The organism is Brevibacillus centrosporus (genome assembly GCF_003710815.1).
Classification (GTDB): domain Bacteria; phylum Bacillota; class Bacilli; order Brevibacillales; family Brevibacillaceae; genus Brevibacillus; species Brevibacillus centrosporus.
Genome location: NZ_RHHP01000021.1, coordinates 1 through 17,873, shown reverse-complemented (window position 1 = coordinate 17,873; position 17,873 = coordinate 1). Strand labels below are relative to the sequence as shown.

20 protein-coding genes and 1 pseudogene are annotated in these 17,873 nt (G+C 47.9%); 7 read left to right on the top strand and 14 right to left on the bottom strand.

Annotation, left to right across the window (positions count from 1 at the left end):
• Positions 1-5: 5 nt before the first annotated feature.
• A pseudogene (locus tag EDM55_RS17560) lies at positions 6-2,971 on the top strand (Tn3 family transposase).
• 109 nt (positions 2,972-3,080) lie between these two features.
• Here EDM55_RS17560 and EDM55_RS17555 read toward each other — a convergent pair.
• Both EDM55_RS17555 and EDM55_RS17550 read right to left on the bottom strand, forming a co-directional pair.
• Positions 3,081-3,902: a LolA-like protein gene (locus EDM55_RS17555; RefSeq protein WP_122960918.1), complete on the bottom strand. Its 822-nt coding sequence runs from the start codon at positions 3,900-3,902 to the stop codon at positions 3,081-3,083.
• A gap of 21 nt (positions 3,903-3,923) precedes the next feature.
• Positions 3,924-4,433, bottom strand: a complete 510-nt coding sequence (locus tag EDM55_RS17550) for a hypothetical protein (protein WP_122960917.1) — start codon at positions 4,431-4,433, stop codon at positions 3,924-3,926.
• Positions 4,434-4,703: 270 nt separating this feature from the next.
• Here EDM55_RS17550 and EDM55_RS17545 point away from each other — a divergent pair, with 270 nt between their 5' ends.
• A complete protein-coding gene (locus tag EDM55_RS17545; RefSeq protein WP_092272974.1) occupies positions 4,704-5,114 on the top strand; it encodes a PBECR3 domain-containing polyvalent protein in 411 nt (136 codons plus the stop codon).
• 428 nt (positions 5,115-5,542) lie between these two features.
• Positions 5,543-5,941, top strand: coding sequence for a hypothetical protein (locus EDM55_RS17540; RefSeq protein WP_092272977.1), 399 nt, complete (start codon positions 5,543-5,545; stop codon positions 5,939-5,941).
• Between the two features lie 72 nt (positions 5,942-6,013).
• Here EDM55_RS17540 and EDM55_RS17535 read toward each other — a convergent pair whose 3' ends face one another.
• The 5 genes from EDM55_RS17535 to cysK all read right to left on the bottom strand — a co-directional run bounded on the left by EDM55_RS17535 (position 6,014) and on the right by cysK (position 10,236).
• Positions 6,014-6,514 (bottom strand): hypothetical protein, encoded by a 501-nt coding sequence (locus tag EDM55_RS17535; RefSeq protein WP_092272980.1) that lies wholly within the window; start codon positions 6,512-6,514, stop codon positions 6,014-6,016.
• Positions 6,515-6,540: 26 nt separating this feature from the next.
• Positions 6,541-7,578 (bottom strand): YybI family spore inner coat protein, encoded by a 1,038-nt coding sequence (locus tag EDM55_RS17530; RefSeq protein WP_246071028.1) that lies wholly within the window; start codon positions 7,576-7,578, stop codon positions 6,541-6,543.
• Positions 7,579-7,803: 225 nt separating this feature from the next.
• Positions 7,804-8,142 carry a YuzD family protein gene (locus EDM55_RS17525; protein WP_122960916.1) on the bottom strand — a complete coding sequence of 113 codons (339 nt, stop codon included), beginning with the start codon at positions 8,140-8,142 and terminating at the stop codon, positions 7,804-7,806.
• Positions 8,143-8,177: 35 nt separating this feature from the next.
• A complete protein-coding gene (locus EDM55_RS17520; protein ID WP_092272986.1) occupies positions 8,178-9,311 on the bottom strand; it encodes a bifunctional cystathionine gamma-lyase/homocysteine desulfhydrase in 1,134 nt (377 codons plus the stop codon).
• 1 nt (position 9,312) lies between these two features.
• On the bottom strand, positions 9,313-10,236 hold the full coding sequence (cysK, locus tag EDM55_RS17515) for a cysteine synthase A (protein WP_122960915.1): 924 nt from the start codon (positions 10,234-10,236) through the stop codon (positions 9,313-9,315).
• Between the two features lie 188 nt (positions 10,237-10,424).
• Here cysK and EDM55_RS17510 point away from each other — a divergent pair, with 188 nt between their 5' ends.
• Positions 10,425-10,652 carry a NifU family protein gene (locus EDM55_RS17510; RefSeq protein ID WP_092272992.1) on the top strand — a complete coding sequence of 76 codons (228 nt, stop codon included), beginning with the start codon at positions 10,425-10,427 and terminating at the stop codon, positions 10,650-10,652.
• Between the two features lie 69 nt (positions 10,653-10,721).
• On the opposite strand, the gene EDM55_RS17505 is transcribed toward EDM55_RS17510, so the two are convergent.
• The 3 genes from EDM55_RS17505 to EDM55_RS17495 are packed head-to-tail and all read right to left on the bottom strand — an operon-like array spanning position 10,722 to position 13,646.
• Positions 10,722-11,636, bottom strand: coding sequence for an alpha/beta hydrolase (locus tag EDM55_RS17505; protein ID WP_122960914.1), 915 nt, complete (start codon positions 11,634-11,636; stop codon positions 10,722-10,724).
• Positions 11,633-12,592 (bottom strand): 2-hydroxyacid dehydrogenase, encoded by a 960-nt coding sequence (locus EDM55_RS17500; protein ID WP_092272998.1) that lies wholly within the window; start codon positions 12,590-12,592, stop codon positions 11,633-11,635. Before EDM55_RS17500 ends, EDM55_RS17505 begins: the two co-directional genes overlap by 4 nt.
• Positions 12,549-13,646 (bottom strand): YutH/CotS family kinase-like spore coat protein, encoded by a 1,098-nt coding sequence (locus tag EDM55_RS17495; RefSeq protein ID WP_373863338.1) that lies wholly within the window; start codon positions 13,644-13,646, stop codon positions 12,549-12,551. The genes EDM55_RS17500 and EDM55_RS17495 overlap by 44 nt, the downstream gene beginning before the upstream one ends.
• A 118-nt stretch (positions 13,647-13,764) precedes the next feature.
• Here EDM55_RS17495 and EDM55_RS17490 point away from each other — a divergent pair, with 118 nt between their 5' ends.
• Positions 13,765-14,268 (top strand): phosphatidylglycerophosphatase A family protein, encoded by a 504-nt coding sequence (locus tag EDM55_RS17490; protein ID WP_122960912.1) that lies wholly within the window; start codon positions 13,765-13,767, stop codon positions 14,266-14,268.
• Between the two features lie 8 nt (positions 14,269-14,276).
• On the opposite strand, the gene nucF is transcribed toward EDM55_RS17490, so the two are convergent.
• The 4 genes from nucF to EDM55_RS17470 form a co-directional block, all read right to left on the bottom strand.
• The gene (nucF, locus tag EDM55_RS17485; RefSeq protein WP_122960911.1) at positions 14,277-15,056 is read right to left on the bottom strand and encodes a 5' nucleotidase NucF; all 780 of its coding nucleotides are present in this window, start codon (positions 15,054-15,056) and stop codon (positions 14,277-14,279) included.
• 87 nt (positions 15,057-15,143) lie between these two features.
• The gene (locus tag EDM55_RS17480; protein ID WP_092273010.1) at positions 15,144-15,773 is read right to left on the bottom strand and encodes a helix-turn-helix transcriptional regulator; all 630 of its coding nucleotides are present in this window, start codon (positions 15,771-15,773) and stop codon (positions 15,144-15,146) included.
• 97 nt (positions 15,774-15,870) lie between these two features.
• Positions 15,871-16,305 (bottom strand): DUF86 domain-containing protein, encoded by a 435-nt coding sequence (locus tag EDM55_RS17475; protein WP_122960910.1) that lies wholly within the window; start codon positions 16,303-16,305, stop codon positions 15,871-15,873.
• A gap of 12 nt (positions 16,306-16,317) precedes the next feature.
• On the bottom strand, positions 16,318-16,425 hold the full coding sequence (locus EDM55_RS17470; protein ID WP_049741614.1) for a hypothetical protein: 108 nt from the start codon (positions 16,423-16,425) through the stop codon (positions 16,318-16,320).
• A 120-nt stretch (positions 16,426-16,545) separates the two neighbouring features.
• Here EDM55_RS17470 and glpX point away from each other — a divergent pair, with 120 nt between their 5' ends.
• Together glpX and EDM55_RS17460 are read left to right on the top strand one after the other, a co-directional pair.
• A complete protein-coding gene (gene glpX / locus EDM55_RS17465) occupies positions 16,546-17,520 on the top strand; it encodes a class II fructose-bisphosphatase (RefSeq protein ID WP_122960909.1) in 975 nt (324 codons plus the stop codon).
• Between the two features lie 10 nt (positions 17,521-17,530).
• Entirely contained in the window at positions 17,531-17,797 is a 267-nt protein-coding gene (locus EDM55_RS17460; RefSeq protein WP_092273018.1) for a DUF3055 domain-containing protein, read from the top strand.
• Positions 17,798-17,873: the final 76 nt, after the last annotated feature.

Below are 17,873 nucleotides of genomic sequence, written 5' to 3'. Positions count from 1 at the left end.
GAACGATGTACGCGAGAGTAAGGGAATTGCTAACTCCGGAGGAACGGCTGCAATATTTGCAAATACCGCCTAATCTCGGCGAATGGGAATTGGGCACCTATTTCACATTTACCCAGCATGACCTTGAAATCATTCAGCAGCGGCGAAGAGATTATAATCGACTCGGCTTTGCCGTGCAGCTGTGCGTGCTTCGCTATCTCGGCTGGACGCTCTCTGACGTAAAAGAAGTACCAATTCAAGTCCTTTGTTATATCGCTAAACAAATCAACGCCGATGTGGAGTCTTTTGCATCTTACGGCGAACGAGAAGCCACGAAATACGAGCATTTGGAGGAAATCAGGAAGGAATATGGCTTCCAGACGTTTACCTTGAGTGAGTATCGTTCCCTGTGCAAGCATCTTTTTAACCATGCAATGGCGAACGGTAATCCTCTACACTTGATTCAACTCGACTCGAAGAGTTACGCAAGCGTAAAATCATACTGCCTTCAATGGCCACGATTGAAAGAGCAGTTTGGGAGACTCGCAAACGAACAGAAGAAAAAATATTCAGGCTGCTCAGTAGCTCGCTTACAGAAATACAGATTGCTAAGCTGGATCGAATCTTGACCACAATGCCGGAAAGCAGCAAAACCTACTTGGCATGGTTAAGGGAAATTCCCGGTACCAGCTCTCCGGATTCTTTTTTGAAGGTTATTGAAAAACTCGAATACATACGTGACTTGCAGCTACAAGTCGATACAAGAGGCATTCATCCGAACCGGCTGCGGCAACTTTCTAAAATTGGTTCACGCTATGAACCTCACTCCTTCCGTCGCTTTGATGATCCAAAAAAGTACGCGATTTTAGTAGCGTACCTACTGGAGCTGATTCAGGATTTGACAGACCTGGCTTTCGAGATTCATGACCGGCAGATCATGATACTGCTCTCGAAAGGGAGAAAAGCCCAAGAAGAACTTCAAAAGCAAAACGGTAAATCGATCAACGAAAAGGTTGTTCACTTTGCCGATCTTGGGGCGGCTCTGATCAAAGCTCGTAGTGAAGGTGTTGACCCATTTGTTGCGCTTGAAGCCGTTATGCCGTGGGATCAGCTCATCGAATCCGTGGAGGAAGCCAAGTGGCTGGCGCGGCCAGATTATGACTATTTAGACTTATTGGAAAAGAAATTCTATGCGCTCCGGAAGTATACGCCAACGCTGTTAAAATCGTTGGAATTTCACTCAACTAAGTCGGCGGAACCGTTAATGAAGGCGGTTGATATCATCCGGGATATGAATGAAACCGGGAAGCGAAAAGTTCCGGAAGGCGCACCGCTAAATTTCGTTTCAAACCGTTGGCAAAAGCACGTCTACGATGATGACGGAACGATCAACCGGCATTATTACGAAATGGCCGTTCTGACAGAACTGCGCAATTACGTTCGTTCTGGTGACGTTTCCATTGTCGGGAGCCGTCAGCATAAAGATTTCGAGGAATATCTTGTGCCGAAAGAAGACTGGAATGGCATCGATCCAAATGCTACAAAGCTTGCCGTCAGCCTTTCGGCAAAAAATTATCTTGAAGAACGGACTGAATCGCTTCTTCAAAGATTACACTGGGTTTCCGAACATATCGACGAACTGGACGGCGTGAATTTGGAGAACGGGAAATTGCACATTGAAAGATTGGAGAAAGATGTTCCGGACGAATCTCGGAATTTCAGTCTTTCCCTTTACGAGCTTCTTCCACGAATCAAACTAACGGATCTGCTCATGGAAGTAGCCAACTGGACGAATTTTCATGAACAGTTTATTCACGCCTCCAGTAACCGCACTCCGAACGAGGAAGAAACGACAATTATTATGGCTACCATTATGGCAATGGGAACGAACATTGGACTTACGAAAATGGCTGAAGCCACGCCGAGCATTTCATATCGGCAGATGGCTAATGCAGCGCAATGGCGGCTTTACGAAGACGCGATGAATAAAGCGCAGGCCGTTCTTGTTAATTTCCATCATAAGCTGGCGCTGCCCTCATACTGGGGAGACGGTACCACCTCATCATCCGATGGAATGCGCGTCCAGATCGGTGTTTCGGCGCTTCATGCAGATTCGAATCCTCACTACGGTACCGGGAAAGGCGCTACGATTTATCGGTTCGTGAGCGATCAATTTTCTACGTTCTACACGAAAGTCATCAATACGAACGCTCGGGATGCCGTACATGTCATTGATGGATTGCTGCATCATGAAACGGATCTGACCATTGAGGAGCATTATACCGATACAGCCGGTTACACCGATCAAGTCTTTGGTTTAACACATTTGCTCGGATTTCGCTTTGCACCGCGCTTACGCGACTTGGCTGACTCCAAACTGTACACAATTGGGAAGCCTGCCGACTTCCCTAAACTGGAGAAGCTGCTGCGAGGTCAGATCAACACAAAAATCATTCAGGAAAACTATGACGATGTTCTCCGACTGGCTCACTCCATCCGGGAAGGAACGGTTTCGGCATCACTCATTATGGGGAAAATCGGCTCCTATGCAAGACAAAATAGCTTGGCTACCGCACTCCGGGAAATGGGTAGAATCGAAAAAACAATCTTCATCCTGGATTATCTTTCAAGTGAAGCGCTACGGCGAAGAATCCATCGGGGATTGAACAAAGGGGAAGCCATGAATGCATTGGCCAGGGCGATCTTTTTCGGCAAACATGGAGAACTGCGAGAACGCGCTCTACAGGATCAGCTCCAGCGAGCCAGCGCATTGAACATCATCATTAATGCTATTAGCGTTTGGAATACCGTCTATCTCCAGCAAGCATCAGAACATCGCAAAAAGCAAGGTAAGCTTCAGGAAGATCTACTAAAGCATATTTCACCACTTGGATGGGAGCATATCAATTTCTTAGGAGAATACAAGTTCAATTTAAGGCAGAATACTTCTCTTAATTCATTGCGTCCGCTTAAAGAACAGGACATTGAATGAAAGGGTCCGGGTGACAGTCCCGGACCAGCTTAGAGTAAGAAAAAACGCCAAGCCGCACATAATTGAGGGCTTAGCGTATATTTTCGTTAAAATGTTGGCGGGACCCCTTTTATAGCTTTTTGTAACTTTTATTACCGCTGACGTCCTTTTTCTTCTTGATACCTTTGTCAAACTCAATTTCTTGTACTTCAATAAGGCTTGTTTCTTCACCATTTTCTGTAGTTGTTATCAACTTGAGTAGTACACCGGTTTCGGTATCTACCCACATTTTGAAGTTTTCAGCTCTGAACTTTTGGGAAAGGTCATCCAAGAGTTTACCTTCAATAACAGTTGCTTCACGGTCTAAAAAGGACTCATTACCAGTGACTTCATAGTTTTGCTCATTGTCATCCAACCAAAAAGCTATTTGTTGAGGATAAGTAACAATTTGAGCATCGAATGTTGAAGCAGGATCTGGTCTTAATTTCTTAATTGTTTTTCCATCTTTCACTTTATCGCTTGGGCTTGCAAATTGATTTACTTTTTCAGGTTTCATCGCTGATTTCTTGATTTCTTTGTAAGCACTCTCTTGAGGATAAAGGGTTAAAATTGTCTCTTCATCGGACAATATTTCTTTGGTTACTTCGTTTTTCTTATCTTTTACTTTTACGTAACTATAGGGGTTTTCACCTTCCTGAACCTGAAATTCCACTAGGATATTTCTGTTCGGAGTCACATGCTTAAAACTCCCCTGAACATCTTTATAAAGATGAATTGCGTTTAACATTTTACTTTTAATCAATTGGTTATCATCCAGATTATCAGTTTTAAGCTGAGCCTTGATGCTGGTGTTCTTCGGTTTAGCATTTGAATCCATAGTGCCATAGAAAAGGAAAGTTGTTGCAGCAGCTACAGTTAAAACAGTAGCTGCGATCGCAGTAACCTTTTTCATCTTTAATGTGTCCTCCCTTGATTAAAATTCTTTCTGTAATTGCGCTCCGTCTGCTCCCATGCCTCCATAGTAACTAGAACGATCCATGCTTAAATACGTACCTGTATTTGTATAAGACGACAAATCCTCCAGATAGTTCCATCCTGCAGTTGCATATTCTTGGTCTAGAACTGTTTGATTTCCATTCCATTCATAGTAAACAAGGTCAACGAATTTTGAACTATTGAGCCATACGGCTGGATAGTAGTTACCAGGGGAATCCATTTTTAAAAAAACCCAAGCATAATTGGATTTCGAAATGTTACTACTGCTATTAAACATAGCGTAACCAGTTGTATAACCTGCTCTCCAATAGTTTGAAGCCGGACCTAATTTAGTCCAATACGAAGAATATTCTGGTTTAGCAGAACAATCATTATCGTTTTGTTGATCGTCACAATATTTTGTAGTCGCAGCGAATGAATCATGAGGAAGAAATGAAGCAAAAGACAATAACATAGCGAATACTAGAAACAATTTTCCGAATTTCAAGAGTAACCCCCCTAATTGCTAGAATATACCAATTTATTACAAAAAATTACACAAATGTCAAGTTGATGGTTGCCTCTTGTGCATCTTGTTGATTGTTTCTGTCGAAATGTTAAGCTTTACATAAAACACATTATCGGGACCCAGCGGTGTTATAAAAAAATCGGTTCCTCTTTTATTACATAGGATCGAAAAAACATAGAGCACAGCCACGATTGGAACGGACATGCCTATTCTATAAGTGACAGCTGCTGCAAGAGAGGAGGAACCGAAATGAGCTTATACACCGTAAATCCCGATGCAACTCAACGCCAAATCGTCGGAATGTTGGATATTGCTAAAATCAACCGTACCCTTGGGAAGACCGTGTTTCCCGAATCTGGAATCCCCCGTGAAATCTGGATGTATCCAGGTTTGAAAAAACACGTCCAAAAGAGGCATCCAGGTATTTTTGAAGCGTACCATCAGTACGTTCCTGACATCGTTGAAAACCCTGACTACGTTGGCCAGAATCCGAAGGAGCCAGGGATCGAATTGTATAAAAAAATCAACGATACCATATTGCTTTCGATTAATCTTGACCCCGATGGTTACTTCTACGTGTCCTCATTCTACGATTTGAAGAATGCTGAAGCTAAAATTGAAAAACGCCTTCAGTCAGGTAGGATAAAGCCTTATTTATAGGTCTTTTTTCTGTATTTCGTAAAAGTCACTATTCAGTGCATTTCTCTCCATATTGCGTTCATTACGCAAATTGTGTTAAACTATCCATGATAGATAGTTCCTACTGTCGTTTTGATTCGGAATGAAAACGCGTTGAAAATAGTAAGCTAATAGTGGGATCGCTGAGGTGGGAAAGGTTCCCCACGCGCCTGTCATTCGGCAGGTTAAAAGAGATCAGGATACGCCGCCCTGCTGTGATCCGTTTGTCAGGCCCTCCATTTTGGAGGGCTTTTTCATTTTTAGTGGACGTCGCCCTGTGGTTGTGCTGCAGGCCGCAAAATTGATAAATCTAGCATTCGACAAAAGGAGTCATAATATTCTATATATAAAAGTAGAGGATCCTGTTAATATAGTACTAGATTTGGTATATAAAGGAAAACAGAGGGGTTATGGTGAGAAAATTGTTTAAAAATCCAAAAAACCATTTTGTGCTTATGACGCTTGCGTTAATGTTGGCAATTGTCCCTGTACAAGCTGCTTTTGCAGCAGAGGAGTATCTTTACATGCTTCCAAATGAGCATAGTGTAACAGGAGATTTTGTATGGATCTCTAAAGGAGATAGCGTTTACTATGAATGGCTAAACGATGGAAGTATTCATGGTGTTGGATTCGGGGTTTATTACTTTGACGGAAGTAGTAAGTTAATTTCGAATAAAACTGCTGGGTCAGGTAACGGTGGGGCCTGGGCTTTATTTACGGCACCATATACAGGTAATTACTTTTTAAAAGCAAACTGCGGTGGCGCAGGACAAACAGGATGCGTGGGTTCTGGGTTCATTCGATACTAATATTAAAAAGGAAAGGCTCTCGATTGAGGGCCTTTTCCTTTTTGGCGTATTTAAAGCAAATTCGGGGTTTGGTTATTGAAGGGAATTTGCGACTTTAAGTAGATCGTCTCGTTTTTCTTTCTTGTCATTTTTGGAAATTCCCACTAGATAGGTTAAGCCATTTTTCTTGAAACGTATAAAATCAGCAATGTAATTGTCAGCATGAAGGTATTCAGCTTTTGTACCGTCGACTAAGGTGACAATTTCCGGTTGGATTTTTATATCGCCACCGTTTTGAACATAAATAGAAATGGATAGAAGCTCATTTGTTTTTTCGTTTAGGTAATCAATACTTAACTCCTGTAAAAGTTTATTAAAATGCCCACCTGTATGAGTTGGGGTAAAAGGAACATATTGGGGAAGTAAAATATCCTTCTTATATGTATTTTTAAATTGTGTTTCTGATAATTCAATTGTGGAAATATTGCCCAGTGGTTTATTGGAATCAACGTCTAATGGATCTTTTGGATTCGGGGCAACGGGTTGAAGGATACTTAGACTTAATAGAATGGGCAGAATTTTGCTGATTAACATTGTTTCAATCCCCCTTTTTTCTCGTCTTAAAATGCCCATAATTGGGTTTGATATTCAAAAGAAGGGAAGGGATTTTGGTAATAGCGCTGGGCGCTTTCCGCAAGCGCGGGGCCAGCTTTAGCGCACAAAGTGAAATTTGTTAGCTGTACTCTCGTGTTGGACAACACGAATAGCCCGGTAAACGTCTGAATCGCTTCACCAGGATGCTTGATCAGGAAGGTGGAATACTCTACTTCCCATGGATTCCATTTGCCATCGCTACCGAGGCCCCAGACGGAATGGATGTTTGATACCGTATCTGCATTGTTCATCCCGACAACACGCTGCTCGCCTACCAGCTCATACGTCCCATTCCCATCCATGTCGACAGGAGCAAGCGAGCTGAACGGGTAGGAATAGACGGACAGGTCCTCGTCTGCTTTCACAACGAGCTTGCCTGCTTGATCATACAGCTTGGCTGCTGTGTACAGCGCTTTATTGGCGCTGACATCAAAAGTAAGAGGTTTGTCCAGGTGCGTCCCGGTACCTTCGATCTTGAAGCCGTCTACGAACTTCCCTTCATAACGGATGCCTTCGTTTTCCGCCTCTCCAAAGAGCACCTGCGAGGTCTTGCCCGCAAACGTGGCGACAACGTGATTGTAGATGCCTCCGCTACCGCCTGTCGCTGTTTTAACAAAAGCATCCGCTGCATGATCTCCTGTGAAATCAACGAGTGTCAGCTCCCCTTCGTATCCTCCCAGATCGCCCAAATCGGCCTTGCTGTAAGCTTTGGTTTTCCCATCCTGAACCACCAGCGTCATCGCGGAAGCGTAGATATCGTCCTGTTTTTCTTTTGTTCCTACCAGAAACACTGTATCTGCTGCCTGGTCGCCTGTTACGTCTGCTGTCTGTTGGTCGAGGACATATACGTTCTTACCCAGCTGCAATTCTGCTGCTGCTGCGAAAGGCTCCCCTATTTTCGCTTCCGCATGCGCGATTTTTGTATGAGAAGCTGCCAGTCCAGAGCATCCAATCACTCCAGCAAGCAGCAAGAATGTAACGGGCTTCATCCATTTTTTGTTCATTTCAACTTCCTCCTCTATATCGTGGCTACATTCACAACTATAGGACGAAACGGGCCACTTAGCGTTACAAAACAGAAACGAACAAATGACGAACTGGTAAGAAGCCCTCTCATGAAATCTGCCAAGTGTATGCACCCAAAGGGACCAATCTCGTGTACACGTTCCGACGGTAAAACAAAAAGACGGTCCAAGGTATCCCTTGAGACCGTCTCTTCTGATCTTTTCTTAGGCTTCGCTTTCCGTTGCCGTTGCCAAAGGCTTGAGGCCCATGCTTTCCAGCTTGGCATGAATGTCCTTCAGCTTCGGATTGCCTTCCCCGACAATTTCCCCGGAAATTACGACAAGCGGATACCATAAATCTTCCTCAATAATCCGCCCTGCCCAGATATTGTCATCCTCTGTCTGAGGCTGTTGAAAGTCGCTATATGTGATGCGAATGCTTTCGCCTCCATATTTACGGGAGAGCGCTGCTTGCAACCAGTCAGCTGTTTCTTTGGCGGACGGAAGGTTAACGCAGCTCGCGCACAATTGCTCCGTCCCAAACACTTTGATTTCTACACTCATGCTCACGGCCTCCCTCAACGCACGCTCTACAGCAATTAAGAGAGTGCTTGTTCCAGATCCTCGATCAGGTCTTCTACATCCTCAATGCCGACAGAAATACGGATCAAGCCCTCGGTTATGCCCAGCTCAGCACGACGCTCTACTGGAATGGAAGCATGGGTCATTCTTGCAGGCACGCTGATCAGACTCTCGACTGCACCCAAGGATTCTGCCAGTGTGTAGAGCTTCACTTTGGATAATACTTGATCAGCACGTTCAGCACTGCCTACGTCAAATGAAATCATACCGCCGAAGCCACGAGCCTGTTTTTGAATGAGCTCATGACCAGGATGGCTGGAAAGCCCAGGGTAGAGTACACGTTCGATGTCGCTGCGTTCTGCCAGCCATTTGGCGAGCGTACGCGCATTTTGCTCATGCTCCTCCATACGAACGCCCAGTGTTTTCATCCCACGCAGAAGCAGCCACGAGTCTTGTGGACCCAGTACGCCACCAATAGCGTTTTGTACGAAATGCAGATCTTCGCCAAGCTGCGCATCTTTCGCTACCACAAGTCCTGCCACCACGTCACTATGTCCACCGAGGTATTTCGTTGCGCTGTGGAACACGATGTCTGCGCCCAGATCGAGCGGGTTTTGCCAGTATGGCGTCATGAAGGTATTATCAACAACCAGCAGCAATCCTTTTGCTTTGGCAATGCTGGACAGCGCGCTAATATCATTAACTTTTAAGAGCGGATTAGTCGGAGTTTCCATAATAATAGCCTTCGTTTCGGGGCGTACGGCAGCCTCCACAGCCTGGAGGTCGTTTGTATCGACATACGTGGCTTCTAGTCCGAGACGGGAAAATACACGAGTAATGACGCGATACGTACCGCCGTATACATCGTCACCTACAACCAAATGATCCCCTTTATTGAACAAGGATAGAATCGTAGACAACGCTGCCATACCCGAGCCAAATGCAAAACCGCGTGCGCCGCCCTCGAGCTCAGCGATGTACGTTTCCAGCGCGTGACGAGTTGGGTTGCCTGTACGGGAGTATTCGTATCCTTTGTGTTTGCCGATGGCTTCCTGCTTATAGGTGCTGACTTGATAAATCGGAACGGATACGGCCCCTGTTGCCGGATCTCCCTCAATACCACCGTGGATCAATCTTGTTTTGATACGCATGTTAGATACCCCCCTGATAAATTTGTTTGCTGAGATAACGCTCACTGCTGTCTGCAAACAGAACGACGATGTTTGTTCCTGGCGCCGCTTCCTTGGCTTCACGCAATGCTGCTGCCATGGCTGCTCCAGCCGAGCTTCCTACAAGCATTCCTTCTTTGGCTGCCAATTCCTTTACCAGATCGAAAGCTTCGACATCCAGGATGGTATGGATGGCGTCGAAATAGCTTGTGTCCATAAATGGAGGCAAGAACTCCATGCCAATCCCTTCTGTTTTATGCGGTCCTGATTCTCCGCCATTCAGAATGGAACCTTCTGGCTCGACAATGACCGTTTTGATGGAGGAATCTTGTTCCTTCAGATAGCGAGCAACTCCCATGAATGTACCACCAGAGCCAGCACCCGCTACGAAGATATTCACATTCCCGTCCATTTGTTTCCAAATTTCCGGACCTGTCGTCTTGTAATGGGCTTCCGGGTTTGCCGGGTTGGCGAACTGCTGAGGGACAAACGCACCTGGGATGGATGCAGCAAGCTCTTGTGCTTTGGCAATTGCCCCTTTGATTCCTTGCTCTGTCGGTGTGTTCACGACTTCCGCTCCGAGCGCACGCATCAATTCCTGCTTTTCCTCGGAAAACTTGGCAGGTACGCAAAAAATAACTTTATAACCTGTTCCTACAGCGGCCAATGCGACACCGATCCCTGTATTCCCTGCCGTTGGTTCAATAATCGTGCCACCTGGCTTCAACTGACCGTTTTCCTCTGCGGCGCGGATCAGCTCCATGCCCAATCGGTCTTTGACGCTGCCACCTGGATTAAAGTATTCCAGCTTGGCAAACAAGCGGACTTTCTCTGGAAGATCAAACTGTGTAATTTCTACGATGGGCGTGTTCCCAATCAATTCCTTAATGTTGCCATATACATTCACGTAAATCTTACTCCTTATGTTGAAGTACTTGCGGTTTCATTATAACATGCAGCTTATACAAAAAGTCCATGCAAGCTACACATCGCTTGCACCTTCTGATGGAAAGTGTCAACAGGGCACGTAAGCCATGGATTTCTCATCGCTTGGCGTTTATAATAAAGAAGAAGGCCTGAAAGGAGTGATACACGATGGAATTGTTAGATCAAGTGCAAGAAGTTCTCGATAAACTGCGTCCTTACCTGCAACGCGACGGTGGTGACGTACAGCTCGTTGATGTAGAAGACGGTATTGTGAAGCTGCGTCTGATGGGTGCATGCGGTAGCTGCCCTTCGTCTACGATCACCCTGAAAGCAGGTATCGAGCGTGCTCTGGTAGAAGAAATTCCAGGCATCAAGGAAGTACAACAAGTATTCTAATCAGAGTACCGACATGAAAGCAGCTACGGAAGAAATGGCGTAGCTGCTTTTTTCATGGCTTTCTCTTCTTCATGGCTTCATGGCATCCTCCAGAAACCCGATCACCCGACTGGCGTATTCCTCCGAGGCCATCGCGTAGCTGCGCACATGCCCTGCTCGCGGCACGAGCCAGAGGGAAGACTTGGGATGGACCGCAAGCTCACGAAGCTTTTCACTATTGACGGCGGGCACAGTGGAATCTCCCGTCCCATGAATAAAAAAGATGGGCTTCTTCGCCTGTTTCACTGCCCTATACGGTTTGACTTCCCGCGGGTTTGCCCCCAAGAGGATCGGGCAAATGGTCAGAATCAGCCAGTTGAAGGGATAGCGAGGCAGGCCCGTCCATTGCGGCAAATTTTCCTGCAAATACTCTCGCAGCGAGTAAAATGGCGAGTCTGCAACGATCACCGAAATACGCTCGTCAGCTCCCCCTGCTAAAAGCGCAGTCGCTGCCCCCATGGAAAACCCGATGATTCCCAAAGTATGCTTAGGGCACCGCGCACGCGCATAATCGATCGCTCCAAGCAAGTCCTTTTGCTCCCGCAGCCCAATCGTTGTCAGAGACGGACTGGATTCGCCCGCATTGCGAAAATCAAACATCAGGACATCATAGCCCTCTGCCAGAAGCTTAGCTGCCAGAGACAGCGCGGGTAGATGCGGCTCCTGACGGTTTTGGCTGTATCCATGGGCAAAAATCAGCGTACGGCTTCGCGACTTATACCCATTGCGTTCCGCGGAAAAATACCATCCTGCCAGATTGATGGCGGTTTCCCTGCTGGGAAAGGTAATCGCTTGCGTTTCCTGAATGCCAAAGTCCTCTGGCAGCATATCGAGCGGCCCTCGTGCGGGATGTGTCAGCCTCCATGTCACGTAGAAGGCCACAGCTACCATCCCGATGATTCCAAACAGCACAAGTCCTGCTACGACATAAAGAATGGTGCTCATAACGGCGTCAACGGCCTTTGGCCACCCAGTACGGCTACGATATTCGCTGCTGCCAGCCTCGCCATTTCGGCGCGGGTTTGCTCCGTGGCACTGCCGATATGCGGCAATGCGACAACATTGGGCAGAGTGAGCAGCGGATGGTCCAGAGGAACCGGCTCCTGCTGGAAGACATCCAGGCCTGCCGCCCAGATTTGCTTGTTCACCAACGCCTGATAAAGGGCTGTTTCATCCACCGTTCCACCCCGTGATACATTGATGAATACGGACGTAGGCTTCATCCAGGAAAATTGCTTTTCTCCCATCAGAAGACGGGTTTCCGCTGTCAAAGGGGTTAACAGCACGACGTAATCGGATTCGCGCAATAGCGCTTCCAGACTGACGAGCTCGGCGCCCGTTTCTGCTTCTGCTTGCTGCTTTTGGCTCCGGTTGTAATAGAGGATGCGCATGCCAAAGCCTTTTGCCCGACGAGCTACGGCTTCCCCGATCCTGCCCATCCCAATGATCCCTAAAGTCGCCCCATATACATTTTGACCAGCCAAAAGAGACGGACTCCACGACTTCCATTCCCCATTCAGAAGAAAACGGTTCGCTTCCATCAGCCTCCGTCCGGTCGCCATCATCAAAGCAAACGCCAAATCCGCTGTCGCTTCGGTCAGTACATCCGGTGTGTTTGTCACCCATATGTCCCGCTTTTTGCAGGCAGCCAGGTCGATGTTGTCATAGCCGACTGCCATGTTGGCCACCACGCGCAGACGCTGTGCCCGATCCAGCAGCTCCTCATCAATTCGCTCCGTCAGCATGGCCAGAATCCCGTCTGAGCTCTCGACCTTTTCCAGAAAAAGCTCACGCGGGATCGGCTCATCCTGCTTCCATACCTCTACATCCGCTGCGGTTTCCAGCAAAGAAACAGCTTCATTCGCTACTTGTCTCGTCACTAACACCTTGGGCTTCTTCATCTTCCGGCCTCCACAACCAATCAATTTGTGGAATGGACGCGCCATACTGCTGTGCGACAAGATGTGGATACCGACGGAGTGCCTCTTCCATGCTCGCCAGCTCGTCTTCCAGCTGCGATCGCCACTGTTCGCCGTTTACTTGCTCCTTCTCTTCAAAGGGAAGCTCCTGATAGGACTCCACCAATCTGAGAAATCTCCCCGGGTACAGCATGAGTCCGTAAATCACCGCATACTCTTCGGGCAGCAAGGGAGAAACGTGATTGTAGCCTGCGAGGAAGCTGGCTATTTTGTCTTCCTGCCATCCATTGCGTTTCGTTTCAGCTTTGATCCATTGACCGATGTCGCGAGCACGCATGTCGAGCACCCAGTTCCACTCTCCGGCAACCAGACGCGCATCCTTCTCATTCCATAGCATATACCCTTGATCAAAATTTTGGTAGGCAACTTTGCCAAAGGCAGCCGTTTCTTTTACCACTTTATCGTAGCCAGATGCGAGTAGATACTGAACAGCGATTTCCCCGAGCTGGTGCACATACGTGTAACTCGTCAACAAGAGCTCATCCATGGAGGTCAGCTCACCATCCACTTCGTCTAGCTCATCGCGATATTCATTGTAATGGCGTAGCTTTCTTCTCCACATGCTTGGCCAGTTGCCTAGCGAGCTGTAAGGAATAAAGAGTTTGTCACCTTTAAAGGTGCTGGTAGCCAGATGAAATTTTGCCAGGGACTCGCCGCTTGCAAAATAAATGTCCTCTGGAGCCCGCTCCCGTACGCCCCGATACAGGTAGTACAGCTGATCTTCTGCGACAATATGGCCTTGACCGCCCTTTGTCTTGACCAGCTTGAGCACGCCAAAGTCCTGCTGCTGCTCGTTCAAATGCTTGCGGACGCGATCGATAAATTTGCTTTTGTATTTGTAGCCTGCAGGTGCTTCAAACAGGTAAAACACGCCTTTATCCGTTTTCAGCACCGTATTTGCGCCTTTGGCGTGAGCTTCTTGCAGGGAAAAGCCGTATTCTTCTTCCAGCAGCTCTTTTTCTTCCAACGATTTCACCCTCCTTGCATCACTTCGGCAAAACCTTATGGCGCATAGTATGTGGGTGAATCGGGATAGGTGCCTATTTCCTTGCAGATACTATTCGCGTGGTTAACGGAGGAGGAGGAGAAAACGTATGAGTGATCATCCGCTGAATAGCAACTCGTGCCTGGAGGTCGTCATCGATTTGTTGGCCAAACGCGGTGTCAGTCTGGATGACATCGCAGAGATTGTCCATTTTTTGCAGATCAACTACGTCCCGAATCTGACGCTGGAGATGTGCCTCGAGAGTGTAAAAGCCGTTTTGAAAAAGCGAGAGGTGCAAAATGCCCTCCTAACCGGAATTCAGCTGGATATGCTCGCCGAACAAAAAAAGCTGCTTCCACCGCTGCAATCGATTATCGAAACGGACGAGCCCCTGTATGGCGTGGATGAAGTGCTGGCGCTTGCCATCGTCAATCTGTACGGGAGCATCGGCTTTACCAATTTTGGCTATGTAGACAAGCTGAAACACGGTAAGCTGGCGTATCTCAACGATAAGAATAATGGTGTACATACTTTTTTGGATGATTTAGTCGGGGCGATCGCTGCCGCTGCTTCCAGCCGGATCGCCCATCGCCAAAAGCAACAGGAGGAATGATTAGAGGATTAGCGAATCAGCGTTCTATGCCATTCGCCGAGGTCTTTTGCGATATAGGTGGGACGTGCGGGATGACGGTCTGCTTCCTCTCGCGTCGAATACCCCGTGAGTACCAGTAGGCTATCCAGCCCACTGCTTTCTCCCGCTTCAATATCCGTGTACAGGTTGTCCCCCACGATCAATGTTTCTTCGGCACAGGTGCCCAGTCGTTCCAACGCGTATTTCACGATAATCGGCTGAGGTTTTCCGATCACGATCGGTGCAGTAGCGGATGCTACCGATACAGCCGCTACGAGTGAGCCGTTTCCCGGGAACAGCCCTTTGTCCGTTGGCAAAGCAGCATCCGCATTGGTCGCAAGCAAAACGGCACCGGCGCGCACCGCGCGAGTCGCGATTGCCAGCTTTTCATAGGTAAAGGCTCGATCAATCCCTACTACGACATATTGCGGTGCCTCTTCGGACAGGATAAATCCTGCCTCTGTCAGCTGCTCTTCCAGACCGGCTTCCCCGATCATGTACACCTTCGCACCTGCAGGCGCCTGCTCCCGTAAATAGGTTGCGGCTGCCATGCTGGAGGTATAAACATCCTCAGGCTTTGCCTCAATCCCCATCCCGCAAAGCCGCTCCGCCACATGGACCGGTGACGCTGAAGAATTGTTGGTCAGATACAGGTACGGAATGCCCTGCTCTTTCAGATAGGAAATAAACGCTGCCGCACCGGGGATGGCTTCTCTCCCTCGAAATATCGTACCGTCCAGATCCAGCAAGTAGCCTTTGTAAGCTGTCATGATTTCCCGGCCTCCTTTTTCTACATCCTCTCTTTCAAACAAAAAACCACTCGCCGTGGAGTGGATTTTCTATCGGCCATTTTACCGTCAGCGGCCTTCCTTGATTTCAAACACGCATTTCTCTCCGCCTTTTGCCATACAGGAGGTTTGCTCCACGTTGGCATTCAGCACGCGCCGGAACAAGGAAAGCTCACAGTTGCAGGCCTGATTGAACTCACGCGCAACCTGCGAGATCGGACAGTTAAACTCCTGAATCCGGTAGCCCTGTCCTTGCTCATCCTTTTCCCACTCTACCATGTAGCCCTTGTCGTTCTGCAGCTCTGCAAGCTTCGCTACGCGCTCCTCCAGGTCTCCCTGCATATGAGTGCGGTAGTTTTCCTCCAGACGGTTTTCCCGGCGTCGAAACAGCATTTCCACTTTCCCGATGCCGTCCATATCTTTCAGATCCTGCAAAAAGTCTAACGTCAAATGAGAATAATTGCGCGGAAACAGTTCGTCTGCCTCCTGCGACAAGGAATATACATTCGTTGGACGCCCCATCGCTTGACGGACAAGCGATGACTTGATCAAGTTGTCCCTCTCGAGGGTATTCAGATGGCGTCTTACTGCCATTTCCGTAATTCCCAGCTCAACCGCCATGTCGCTAACCGACAAAGAGCCTTTTACCTTGAGCATGTGAAGAATTTGGTCACGGGTGGACGTTCCTTCATTTGTCATACGTATTCACCGCCCTTTCTCCCTATTGTAGCGGATCAGGTCGCTTTAGTAAACTAATGAAAGTGTTTTGTATAAAAAATCCGCTGATGCCATTTTTCTAAAAAAGTTCTTTATCCAAAAAGGCACGAACAGCCGGATCAAACTGACGCAGCGCAGGACTTGCCTCTGCAACCAGTGCAAACATCTCTGCTGCAGGCACGTTTGTATATTCATTGACCAAATACTTGCGGAACTCGGTCACTTGCGTCAGGACCTTAGCCTGCTCTGGCGAAATGACCTGCTCGTCACGCAAGATTTCTACAATATCACTATAGCTGCCTGGATCACGCATGATAAAGCCGTCAATCAACGCATTTCCCACGTCAACGACTCCCTCGATGGACAAGTGCAGGGCCCGCTCCATCGCTGCTACAGCCACTTCGTCCGCCAAAACCGCTTCTGCTCCTCGTTCCTTCAGCTTGTCCAGCAAATCAAGCATCGAAGACATATATGCTAAAACTTGGTCAATTCGTTTCGTATTCACATCGTACATGAGTAATTCTCCTTACTTTCGCTTTTTTGCTTTGCGCTTTGCGTAGTATATCGTAAACACAAAAGTCAGCACCAGGACGAGAAGCACCAATTCCCCTTCCTGCAAATAGGAATTGTTCACGGGTTTCACCTCTTTTCCTTCAACAGTATACCAAATTTGTACGGGCGAACGCGACAGCTTGTACTTTATGTTACAATGGTGTGGTGAATTTTTACCGGCATAAGGGAGGAACACAACACAATGGAACGCGAACTAGCACTGGAAATCGTGCGTGTAACGGAGATGGCTGCCCTCGCCTCCTCTCACTGGATGGGAAGAGGAAAGAAGAACGAGGCAGATGGAGCGGCAACAAGCGCCATGCGCGCCATGTTTGACACCATCAACATGCGGGGAACTGTCGTCATCGGTGAAGGCGAGCTGGACGAAGCCCCTATGCTCTACATCGGAGAAAAGCTGGGAAATCCGGACGCAGGTGGGCCAGAAGTAGACATCGCTGTCGATCCATTGGAGGGAACCACCATCGTTGCCAAGGGCCATAACAACGCTATGTCCGTTATTGCTGTCGGCGATCGGGGTACCCTGCTGCACGCTCCAGACATGTACATGTTGAAAATGGCTGTCGGAAAACGTGCGGCTGACAAGATCAGCCTTTTTGATCCGGTGGATAAAATGATTGAGGTCGTAGCTGAAGCAAACAACAAGCGGATTTCGGACGTGACCGTAATCGTTCAGGAACGTGAGCGCCATCAGCACATCATCGATGCTGTCCGGGACAAAGGTGCCCGCGTCAAGCTCTTTGGGGATGGAGACGTCGGGGCTGCCATCGCCGCTTGCTTGCCGCATACCGGGATCGATCTGTTTCTTGGCATCGGCGGTGCACCAGAGGGAGTCATCAGCGCTGCGGCAATCAAATGTCTGGGTGGCGACATGCAGGCACAGCTCAAACCGCAAAACGATGCAGAACGGGAACGCTGCATCAAAATGGGGCTGGCCGATCCAGAGCAGCTGCTTACTTTGAATGATATGGTAAAAGGCGAGGATGCCATTTTTGCGGCAACCGGTGTATCTGATGGGGAACTGCTGCAAGGCGTTCGCTATCTGGGTGATGACATGGTCGAGACTCACTCACTCGTCATGCGTGCCCAAACCAAAACGATCCGCTTCGTCCGTGCCTTGCACAATGTAGAACACAAACCTAATCTCTTATGGAAGTAGAGGGAAACACATGGCTGATTTGTTTTACCTGTATGACGAGTCCGAAGATACCAAGACTCGCTTTGTCAGCTTTACGGCGGAGGCCACTCGCTTTGACTTGGCGATTACCACCACAGACCGTTTTTACGGCAAAAAGCTCGTGATCAACATTCAAAATGGCCGCTCTGCCATTATCGGCAAGGACGACCTGGAGGAAGAAGGCTATCTCGAGTTTGCTTTCAATCTCAATGAGCAGGAAGCCGAAGAATTAAAAATGTTTTTGGAAACCGTCATTTAATTGACGAAGGCACTTCGTCATGCGCTCCTATACGTTGAAAAAGGAATGGCCAACTGTAAAATGTACCCTATAGAGT

Bases quoted from the DNA above. Each gene is read 5' to 3' on its own strand.
- EDM55_RS17555 (WP_122960918.1), bottom strand. From the start codon at position 3,902: ATGAAAAAGGTTACTGCGATCGCAGCTACTGTTTTAACTGTAGCTGCT.
- EDM55_RS17545 (WP_092272974.1), top strand. From the start codon at position 4,704: ATGAGCTTATACACCGTAAATCCCGATGCAACTCAACGCCAAATCGTC.
- EDM55_RS17540 (WP_092272977.1), top strand. From the start codon at position 5,543: ATGGTGAGAAAATTGTTTAAAAATCCAAAAAACCATTTTGTGCTTATG.
- EDM55_RS17535 (WP_092272980.1), bottom strand. From the start codon at position 6,514: ATGTTAATCAGCAAAATTCTGCCCATTCTATTAAGTCTAAGTATCCTT.
- EDM55_RS17530 (WP_246071028.1), bottom strand. From the start codon at position 7,578: ATGAACAAAAAATGGATGAAGCCCGTTACATTCTTGCTGCTTGCTGGA.
- EDM55_RS17525 (WP_122960916.1), bottom strand. From the start codon at position 8,142: ATGAGTGTAGAAATCAAAGTGTTTGGGACGGAGCAATTGTGCGCGAGC.
- EDM55_RS17520 (WP_092272986.1), bottom strand. From the start codon at position 9,311: ATGCGTATCAAAACAAGATTGATCCACGGTGGTATTGAGGGAGATCCG.
- EDM55_RS17510 (WP_092272992.1), top strand. From the start codon at position 10,425: ATGGAATTGTTAGATCAAGTGCAAGAAGTTCTCGATAAACTGCGTCCT.
- EDM55_RS17505 (WP_122960914.1), bottom strand. From the start codon at position 11,636: ATGAGCACCATTCTTTATGTCGTAGCAGGACTTGTGCTGTTTGGAATC.
- EDM55_RS17500 (WP_092272998.1), bottom strand. From the start codon at position 12,592: ATGAAGAAGCCCAAGGTGTTAGTGACGAGACAAGTAGCGAATGAAGCT.
- EDM55_RS17490 (WP_122960912.1), top strand. From the start codon at position 13,765: ATGAGTGATCATCCGCTGAATAGCAACTCGTGCCTGGAGGTCGTCATC.
- nucF (WP_122960911.1), bottom strand. From the start codon at position 15,056: ATGACAGCTTACAAAGGCTACTTGCTGGATCTGGACGGTACGATATTT.
- EDM55_RS17480 (WP_092273010.1), bottom strand. From the start codon at position 15,773: ATGACAAATGAAGGAACGTCCACCCGTGACCAAATTCTTCACATGCTC.
- EDM55_RS17475 (WP_122960910.1), bottom strand. From the start codon at position 16,305: ATGTACGATGTGAATACGAAACGAATTGACCAAGTTTTAGCATATATG.
- glpX (WP_122960909.1), top strand. From the start codon at position 16,546: ATGGAACGCGAACTAGCACTGGAAATCGTGCGTGTAACGGAGATGGCT.
- EDM55_RS17460 (WP_092273018.1), top strand. From the start codon at position 17,531: ATGGCTGATTTGTTTTACCTGTATGACGAGTCCGAAGATACCAAGACT.